Raw genomic sequence first — 8,271 nt, forward strand, 5'->3', positions numbered from 1 at the left:
CCGCACCGTGGCGGCGTCGTCCTCCCCGTTCGACATCCCGGAGACCGCTCCGGCGATGGTGGCGGACATGGTGGCGAGGTTGGCTGGGCGGATCGGCACGGGGTTCCCCTCTTCGGCCGTGCCCGTTCGCACGCGTGAGCGGCCGGTGGGCACGGAGACGGTTACTCTGTGTCATTTAGCTACAGGTTCAGGCGAAAGGGCGGGAACCCCGGCGGAGTGTCGGGTGATTCGTGCGACAGGTGGAACGGCTCCGGAGCCCCGGGCGTCGGAGGGTAGGATCGGGGCGCTCGGACGGAGCGGGTTCCGCACCGCAGGCGTCCATCGGGGGCGCCCGCCCCGCCGCGGAGCGCGGAACCGGAACGGGCACTGAGTGAGCGGAGGAGGTGGCCGGGGTGACACTGCTGCTCGCCCTGCTCGAATTCCTCCTCCTGGGCCCGTTCCCGACCGAACTCGTGCCCGAGCCCGGATCCCTGGTGCTGCTGGCCGCCCTCGGTGCGGCCCTGGCCCTCCACGTCCTGTGCGGCATCGGCCCCTGGCCCGCGGCGGACGCCGCGAGCACCGTGGCGCGTGCGATGCGCCGCAGGTCGGAACGTCTGCCCGTGCTCACCCTGTGTGACCCGGACGCGGCGGGCAGGCCCCGCCCCAGAGCCCCGGGCGCGGCCCTTCCGGCCGCTCGCTGACCGAACCCGTGCGCTGACCGGCTTCGCGCGCCCCACGCGCGCTCCTCCGGTGCGCCCGCGCGCCTTTCGCGCACGGGCCCCTGCTCACGCGCCTTCCGCGAGCGGCCAGACGTCTGACCCACCCCACACAGACGAAGGGCCTCACCCTTGTACGGATTCGGGCCGATCGCGGCCGCCGTCTCTCTGCTCTCGGCGGTACTCGCCGCCCTGACCTCGTTCCTCACCCCGCTCGCCGGAGGGTTCGCCGCCGGAGCCGCCGTCGTCGTCCTCACCATGCTCGTCCGACTGCTGCTCGTCCCCCTGGGCGTCGCCCAGGTACGGGCGGAGAAGGCCCGGGCCCGGATCGCGCCCCGCTTGGCCGAACTCACCGCCCGACACAAGAACGATCCGACGCGGCTGGTCGAGGAGCAGCGGAAGGTGTTCGCCGAGGCGGGGACCTCGCCGCTGGCGGGCTGCCTTCCCGGGCTGGCTCAGGCGCCGGTGCTCATCGCCGTGTACGGCCTCTTCACGGGCGCCGCGGTCGCGGACGAGCCGTTGCTGGAGCACACGTTCGCCGGCGTCGAGTTGGGCTCGACCCTGGGCGCGAGCGCGGACGGGTTCCTGGTCGCCCCGGTGTTCGCGGTGCTACTCGTGCTGCTCGCCGCGCTGGCGTGGGCCAGCCGCCGCTACCTCGTGCTGCCGTCCATGGCGGCCACCCCGTCGGGGCGGCCGCCCGTGGCGGCGGCGCTGTCGTGGATCGGATTCCTGCCCGTGGTGATCGCGGCGTTCGTGCCGCTGGCGGCCGGGCTGTACCTGGTGACCACGACCGCCTGGACGCTTGGCGAACGGCTGCTGCTGCGCCGACTGCTGCCCTAGGCGGTGTTCTCGGGGTCCTGCCGCTTCGCTTCGGACCGCGTTCGGGCGCCCGAACGGTGACCCCCTCGGGTGACCGTGCCAAGAAACAGGCCCTGGGGGTCCCTCATCTCGCGGAGGTCCCCGACCGGGCCGTGCGGGCGACCAGGAACAGGAACAGGCCGCAGGCGGTCACCAGGATCCAGCCCGGACGGGACGCGTGCGCGAGTTCCGCCGGGCTGGCCCCGGCGACCAGGCCACCCGCGAGGGCGATGCCGAGCGCGGAGCCGAACTGGCGCGCGGTGGACGTGATCGCTCCGGCCACGCCCGCGCGGTCGGTGGGGAGCCCGCCGACCGCGGTGGTGGTGATCGGGGCGTTGGCGAAGCCGAACCCGACGCCGATGAGCGCGTGGGCGGTCAGCAGCAGCGGGACCCCCGTGTCCCCGTCGAGACCGACGAGGCAGAGTCCGCCCGCCGCGATGAAGCCCCCGGCCAGGAACAGCGGAGGGCGCGGCCCGAACCGGCTGACCAGGTATCCGGACAGGGGTGCGCAGACGGTCGCCCCGGCGGCCAGGGGCAGGACCGTCAACCCGGCGTCCAGCGCCGTCCACCCCCGGGCCTGCTGTAGGTGGAGGGTGTTGAGCAGCAGGGTCGCGTTCAGGGCGACGAAGACGGCGACGGCGCCGAGGACCGCGCCGCCGAACACCGGACGACCGAGCAGGCGCGGGTCGATGAGCGGTTCGCGTCGTCGGGACTCGACCCGCACGAAGCCGACCGTCACCGCCGCGGCGCAGGCGTACGCCGCCAGCATCGGGGGCGACGTCCAGCCGACGTGCGGCCCCTCGATGAGGACCCCGACCGAGAGCGCGATGACCGCGGTCAGCAGGACCTGGCCCGGGACGTCGAGGCGCCGGGGCCGCCGGGCCTGGGACTCCGGAACGAACACCGCGCTGAGCACGAGGGCGGCGACCACGACGGGAGCGTTGATCCAGAACAGCGAACGCCAGCCGAGCGCCTCCACGAGCGCGCCGCCCATGACGGGTCCGGCGGCCATGCTCAGCCCGAAGACCGACGCCCAGACACCGATCGCCCGCGCCCGCTCCCTCGGGTCGGGCATCGCGTTCACCACGATCGCCAGGGCCACCGGGCTGAGCATCGAGGCGCCGACCCCCTGCACGGCGCGGGCCGCCACGAGGGCGCCCAGCGACGGGGCGAGCGCGCAGGCGAGCGAGGACGCGCCGAAGACGGCCAACCCGATCTGGAACACCCGTCGGCGCCCGAAGCGGTCCGCCAGGGCTCCGGAGGAGATCAGGAGGCCGGCCAGGACGAGTGTGTAGGAGTCCACGGCCCATTCGAGGCCGCGGGTCCCGACGTCCAGGCCGTGTCCGATCGCGGGCAGGCCCACGTTGACGATGGTGGTGTCCAGCCCCACCAGGAACATGCTCAGACAGCAGACGGACAGGACCGTCCACCGTCGTCGTGCGCTCAGGTCGGGTGGGGCTGGGCGGGTGGTCGCGGTCACGCTGTACCTCGCGGGGTCCGGGAACGTCGGTCCGGCCATGGTCGGGTCGGACCGGGCTCCGCGGCCAGCGAACGTGCCGGGACGGCACGTCGGCCGGGCTAGAACTCCACGGTCACGCAGGCGAGGCGGTCACCGGCGCTGCCCGCCTCGCCCGCCTCCGTGCTCGTGTGGTGCTCGTGGAGCACGACCGAGTTGGCCTCACCCTCGCGGAACTCCCATGGGACGGTGGCGGACGCGAACCCGTTGCCGGTGTCGTCGCTGGTGAAGTCGAGCCACACCTCGTTCTCGGGGTTGGCGTAGGCGGGGTCGGTCGACGGTTCGCCCTCGCCCGCGGCCGGGTCCACCTCGTTCTGGTAGTGCGGGCCCGCCGCCGCGGGGTCGTCGCCGCAGGGCTGGGTGTGCACGTGGGCGCCGAAGTCCCGGTTGGGCTCCAGACCGGTGCCGGTGAACTGCACGTACGTCTCGCCGTCCTGGACGCGGACCTGGATGTCGGAGGTCGCGCCCTGGGGAACGGCGGTCTCGTCGTAGGTGATGGCGGCCTCGCTCTCGCCGGGCGGCATGAAGATCGACGCGGTGACACTGGGGGAGGCCGTGGGCTGGAGGGTCGGCGCGTCGGTGGCGGTGGTGTCGCCGCCACCGTTCCCCTCGGTGCCGGAGCCGCCGTCGGCGCATCCGGTGGCGATGAGCGCGGTCAGTACCAGACCGACGGTGAGCGGTGTCGTGCGCATGACGGGACTCCCGGTGTGATCGCTGTGGTCGACCGCAACGTTACCCAAGGTGTCCCTTGTATAACTAGGCGTGCTGGTCGTGGTGCGTCGGGGCCGGGAACGGGGTCCTGAGGTCGAAGGCCTCGGGGGAGGGGCCGTTCGTCCGCAGCAGGTCGAGCCGTCGCTTGGCCTCGCCGACTGTGGGGAGCGTACCGGTCGGGATCCACCACAGCACCACGAAGGCCTCGCGCATGCGCTCGAACCACTCGCGCCGCCTGCGGAGGAAGTCCAGGTGGTCGCTGCGGTAGGTGAAGTCCCACAGCGCGTCGACGTCCTTCCACACGCTGAGGTTCATGAGGACGTCGTCGCCGAAGTCGCGCAGGCCGGTGGCGTCCTTGCCGCCGTCGTCCAGCAGTCGCCAGACGTATCCGGGGGAGGACTCGGCGATGCCGTTGATCCGGTCGAGGCCGTCGGCGAAGTCCCTCATCGACGGGTCGTCGAGCGGGGCGCGCATGACGGCGATGTTCAGTTGGGCGAGCTGGTAGGCGGGGGCGGGGGTGGATTTGTCCATGGGGCACAGCACACCACGGCCCCGGCTTCTATGTCAATCTTCATTGTTTTTGGAAACGACCACGCAGCACCGGCCCGGAACCGGGGACATCCGAGCGCGCCCGCCGTCCTCCCCCCGAGCCTCCAGCGCCCCGCGCAGCAGCTCCAGGTTCAGCCCGCAGGCCAGGGGCGGGAACTCCCGGGCGAGCGAGTGGAACGGGCAGTTGCGCAGCCGGAGGCCGTCCTCGGCGTCCTCCGGCTCGTAGCCGCGCTCACGCAGGAACTCGGGGAGCGGGGTGTCCCCGCCCTCCGCGCCGACCCGCTTCCCCTCCGCTCTGGCCGCCGCGTGCAGGGCGTCCTCCGCGCCGTGCCGGTCCACCGCCTCCGCCAGCACGCGCGCGGCGAGTTCGTAGTCACGGGGCGGCAGATGCAGGGACAGCTCCCGCCCCGAGCGGCGGGGGAGGTTGGCCGGGCGACCCGACCCGGGGCCCTCGCGCCCGCTCACCTTGCGGCGGGTCACCTCCAGCAGCCCCGCGTCGACCAGCCGGTCCAGGTGGTGGGCGGCCAGCGTGCGCTGGAGCCCCAGGGCCTCGGCGGCCCGGCCCCGGCTGACGTCGCCGTCGGAGGCGGCGACGTACTCGTACAGCCGACGGCGGACGGGGTCGGCGAGGGCGTGGGCGGCGTCGAGCGAGGCGTGGTCCATGCGTCCATTGTGCGACCCGCGCCCGACCGGCGGCGTGGTCGCCGGTGGTGGCAGACTGGAGGCGACCCACGACCCCTGCCGAACAGGCGACATGCGAACGATCAGACGCGGCGGCGAGCACGAGACCGAGATCCGCAAGTCCCGGTTCATCTGCGCGCTGGCCAGGGTGGACAGCGAGGACGCGGCCCGCGCCTTCATCGCCGAGCGGCGCAGGGAGCACTGGAACGCCAACCACAACTGCACCGCCTACGTCCTCGGCGAGGACGGCGGAGTCCAGCGGTCCAGCGACGACGGGGAGCCCGGGGGGACCGCCGGGGTGCCCATGCTGGAGGTCCTGCGGCACCGGCACCTCACCGACACGGTCGCCGTGGTCACCCGCTACTTCGGCGGGGTGAAGCTCGGCGCGGGCGGTCTCATCCGCGCCTACGGCAACGCCGTGTCCGCCGCCGTGGACGAGTTCGGGGTCCTGGAGCGGCGGAGACTGCTGGTCGTGGACGTGTTCGCCGACTACGTGCTCGGCGGACGCCTGGAGAGCGACCTGCGCGACTCGTCGCTGGTGGTGCGCGACGTCGCCTACGAGGACCGGGTGCGGATCGAGGTGGCCCTGCCCGAGGCCGATCTGCCCGACTTCGGTGTCCGTCTCGCCGAACTGACGGGTGGACGGGCGGAATACGAGGTCCAAGGTGCCACGATCGTCGAGGTGGACCCCTGATCCGGCGGCAAACGACGTTTACACCTCCGTAACGAGTCGCCGCCCGACCGTGCCGGTGCGATCGGGCGCCGCTTAGGATTTGCCGTATACGTCATCGTTCGTGGGGAGTCACGTTCATGCGCAGCTCACGCGCGCCTCAGGTGCTGTCCTGTGGTCTCGTGGTGCTGCTGGTCGCGGGCTGCACCACCGACGCCGACCCCGAGGAGCCGCCCGCCCCCGAGCCCACGGGCGAGCCCACGCCGCTGCCGACCGCGTTCGACGGCGCCGCCCCGCCGGGGGTCGACGGTGAGGTCCTGCGCTTCCTCCACGGGGAGGAGGCCGACGTCCCCGACATCCTCAACGACCCCCTCGGAGTGCGGATCAGCCCCGTCGGGACGGCCTTCCTCATCAGCTCGGGCGGCGCGGACCGGCACCTGCTGCACGACGCGGCCACCGGGGACACCCTCTGGGAGGGCGAGGCGAGGTTCCGCGGCTTCGACACCGACCGGGCGGGCGCCCCCGTCATGCGGATGACCGACGACGACGGCCCCTACGTCCTCGACGCGCGTGGGGAACGGGTGTGGGAGCCCGCGGAGGAGGGTGACGCCTACCTCGACGGCGTCGCCGTGCGCTACCCGGACGAGTGGAGTTTCGACGACCCCGGGGGCGAGTACGCGGTCCTGGACGTCGACGGCGCGACGCTGTGGGAGTACGCGTTCGACGCGCCGGCGCCGGAGGACGTGGAGCCCTCCGCGGAGCCCGACGAGGAGGCCACCGGGGAACCGGACGGGGACGCCGCGGACGGCGGTGACCGCGCGGACGAGGACGTGCCCGTGGCGGGCGTCCCCGTGACCGCGTGGGACGGCGGGGTGCTGGTGGCCCCCGGCGGTCCCGTCCTGCGCGCCGCCTCGCTGGACGAGGACTCGCCCGGCGAGGAGCTGTGGTCGATCAGCGGGGTCGACGAGGACCTGGGGCGGTCCGCCTCCGCCCCGGCCCCGGTTCCGAGCGTGCTCGGCCGTTACACGCTGCCCGGGGAGTCGGACGAGGGCGCCGAGGGCGGTGAGTCGGGCGGAGACGTCCTGATCGTGCGCTGGGCGGGGCGTGAGGAGCCGTCCACGCTCGCCGCCTACGACCGCGAGGACGGCGCTCTCCTGTGGGCCCTGGAGGAGCCCGGCCCCAACCCGGTCGGTGAGCCCTTCGACCCGGCGGAGGGGGCGGGCAGCCTCTACGACGACGCCACGGGCACCCTGTTGCTCCCCCAGGCGAGCGGTGAGGCGACCCTGGTCGCCGTCGACCTCGCGCAGGGTGAGGTCCTGTGGGGCCTGGAGGAGGACGACGTGTCCATCGCCCCCGCGTTCACGCACGACGGACTCGTCTACGCCGACTCCAGGAGCAGCGACGGCGGAGGCGAACAGCTGGTCCTGGAGGCGGACACGATGGACGTGGTCGCCGAGGACCCGCCCGCCTACGTCGAGGCGGTGAACGAGAGCGGTCACGCCATCCTCGTGTGGGACCGGCAGCGCTTCGTCTACGGTCCGCCGCCGGACGAGGAGCCCTCGTCGGAGCCGACGGAGGACCCCTCGCCGACGGACGACCCCAGCTGACACCCCGCTCCGCGGAACCGGTCCTCACCCGGCACGGCCGGTACGCGGTCACGCGCGCCCGTGACGTCGAGGTCCTCAAGCGCGTGCTCGTGGCGCACGCTACGCATCCCGCCGAGCGGTCAGGACCGCCGCTCGGGCATCCGGACGACGACTCTGAGCCCGAGCGCTCCGGTGTCCACCGTGCCGTCCTCGTGCGCCTCCCACTGCCAGCGTGCGGTACGCGAAGTACCGGCGGCGACCACGATCATGTGCGGCGGCAGGTTGGTCAGGACGTGCTCGTCGGCGGGACCGAGGGCGCGCGGCACGAACACCACCTCCGGCCGTTCGGGGCCGGGCTCCACCCCCTGGACGGGGTCGGGCGCGACCACGGTCGGGATGGTGTTCGGGACCAGCGCGTGCAGCGGGCGGCCGGGCTTGAGCACACGGACGGTCAGTCCCGCGGCGTGCAGCTGGTCGGCGACCACGCGCACCGTGTCCGCCGCCAGCCGTTCGTCGCCGCCGACCGCCAGCAGGCCGCGCAGGCGGGGGAAGTCCACGTGGACGAGCATGTCCGTGCCCTGCTGCCTGCCCAGGCACACCAGCACGCCCTGGACCGCCGTCTCCACGGAGGTCAGCGTGGCCGTGCCGAAGTGGACGGGGGTGGCCGGACCGCGACCGCCGCCCTGGCGCCAGGTGGTGGCGTCCACGACCCGCCAGGACATCGACGGCGGTGTCGACCCGGCGGGTACGACGGCGGTGGTCTCCGTGGACGAGGTCAGCAGGGCGACGGGGCGGACGGGGCCGTCCGTCGCGGCGGCGAGCAGGTCGGCGTGGGCCGCTCCCGCGCGGCCGGCGGCGTCGGGGTCCGCGGCGATCATCTCGGTCGCGGCGCGGCGCTCCTTGGCGGCGGAGGCCGCACGGGCGGCGCGGGGCTTCTTCGGCGTGCGCCACGGCAGCGCGGCGAGCTTGCGGAACGGCCAGGCGACGGCGGCGAGGACCGGCTGC

The 8,271-nt window shown here is 73.8% G+C and carries 8 protein-coding genes and 1 pseudogene; 4 read left to right on the forward strand and 5 right to left on the reverse strand.

The features are described from left to right. Positions 1-392 precede the first annotated feature (392 nt). Together D471_RS0121495 and D471_RS0121500 are read left to right on the forward strand one after the other, a co-directional pair. A complete protein-coding gene (locus tag D471_RS0121495; protein ID WP_017600534.1) occupies positions 393-680 on the forward strand; it encodes a DUF6412 domain-containing protein in 288 nt (95 codons plus the stop codon). A 147-nt stretch (positions 681-827) separates the two neighbouring features. Further along, positions 828-1,535, forward strand: coding sequence for a YidC/Oxa1 family membrane protein insertase (locus D471_RS0121500; protein WP_017600535.1), 708 nt, complete (start codon positions 828-830; stop codon positions 1,533-1,535). Positions 1,536-1,638: 103 nt separating this feature from the next. Here the strand turns inward: D471_RS0121500 and D471_RS0121505 are convergent, their stop codons facing one another. The 4 genes from D471_RS0121505 to D471_RS0121520 form a co-directional block, all read right to left on the reverse strand. Beyond that, positions 1,639-3,033 (reverse strand): MFS transporter, encoded by a 1,395-nt coding sequence (locus D471_RS0121505; RefSeq protein WP_026127947.1) that lies wholly within the window; start codon positions 3,031-3,033, stop codon positions 1,639-1,641. Between the two features lie 98 nt (positions 3,034-3,131). After that, positions 3,132-3,761, reverse strand: coding sequence for a superoxide dismutase family protein (locus tag D471_RS0121510; RefSeq protein WP_017600538.1), 630 nt, complete (start codon positions 3,759-3,761; stop codon positions 3,132-3,134). A 64-nt stretch (positions 3,762-3,825) separates the two neighbouring features. Continuing rightward, positions 3,826-4,311 (reverse strand): DUF3291 domain-containing protein, encoded by a 486-nt coding sequence (locus D471_RS0121515; RefSeq protein WP_241479673.1) that lies wholly within the window; start codon positions 4,309-4,311, stop codon positions 3,826-3,828. Positions 4,312-4,344: 33 nt separating this feature from the next. Further along, positions 4,345-4,992: a helix-turn-helix transcriptional regulator gene (locus tag D471_RS0121520; protein WP_017600540.1), complete on the reverse strand. Its 648-nt coding sequence runs from the start codon at positions 4,990-4,992 to the stop codon at positions 4,345-4,347. Between the two features lie 91 nt (positions 4,993-5,083). On the opposite strand from D471_RS0121520, the gene D471_RS0121525 reads away from it, so the two are divergent. Beyond that, positions 5,084-5,704: a YigZ family protein gene (locus tag D471_RS0121525; RefSeq protein ID WP_017600541.1), complete on the forward strand. Its 621-nt coding sequence runs from the start codon at positions 5,084-5,086 to the stop codon at positions 5,702-5,704. A 116-nt stretch (positions 5,705-5,820) separates the two neighbouring features. Then, on the forward strand, positions 5,821-7,287 hold the full coding sequence (locus tag D471_RS0121530; protein ID WP_026127948.1) for an outer membrane protein assembly factor BamB family protein: 1,467 nt from the start codon (positions 5,821-5,823) through the stop codon (positions 7,285-7,287). Between the two features lie 119 nt (positions 7,288-7,406). On the opposite strand, the pseudogene D471_RS40345 reads toward D471_RS0121530, so the two are convergent. Next, a pseudogene (locus D471_RS40345) lies at positions 7,407-8,271 on the reverse strand (hypothetical protein); the annotation flags it as partial.

This window comes from Nocardiopsis lucentensis DSM 44048 (assembly GCF_000341125.1).
Taxonomy (GTDB): Bacteria; Actinomycetota; Actinomycetes; order Streptosporangiales; family Streptosporangiaceae; genus Nocardiopsis; species Nocardiopsis lucentensis.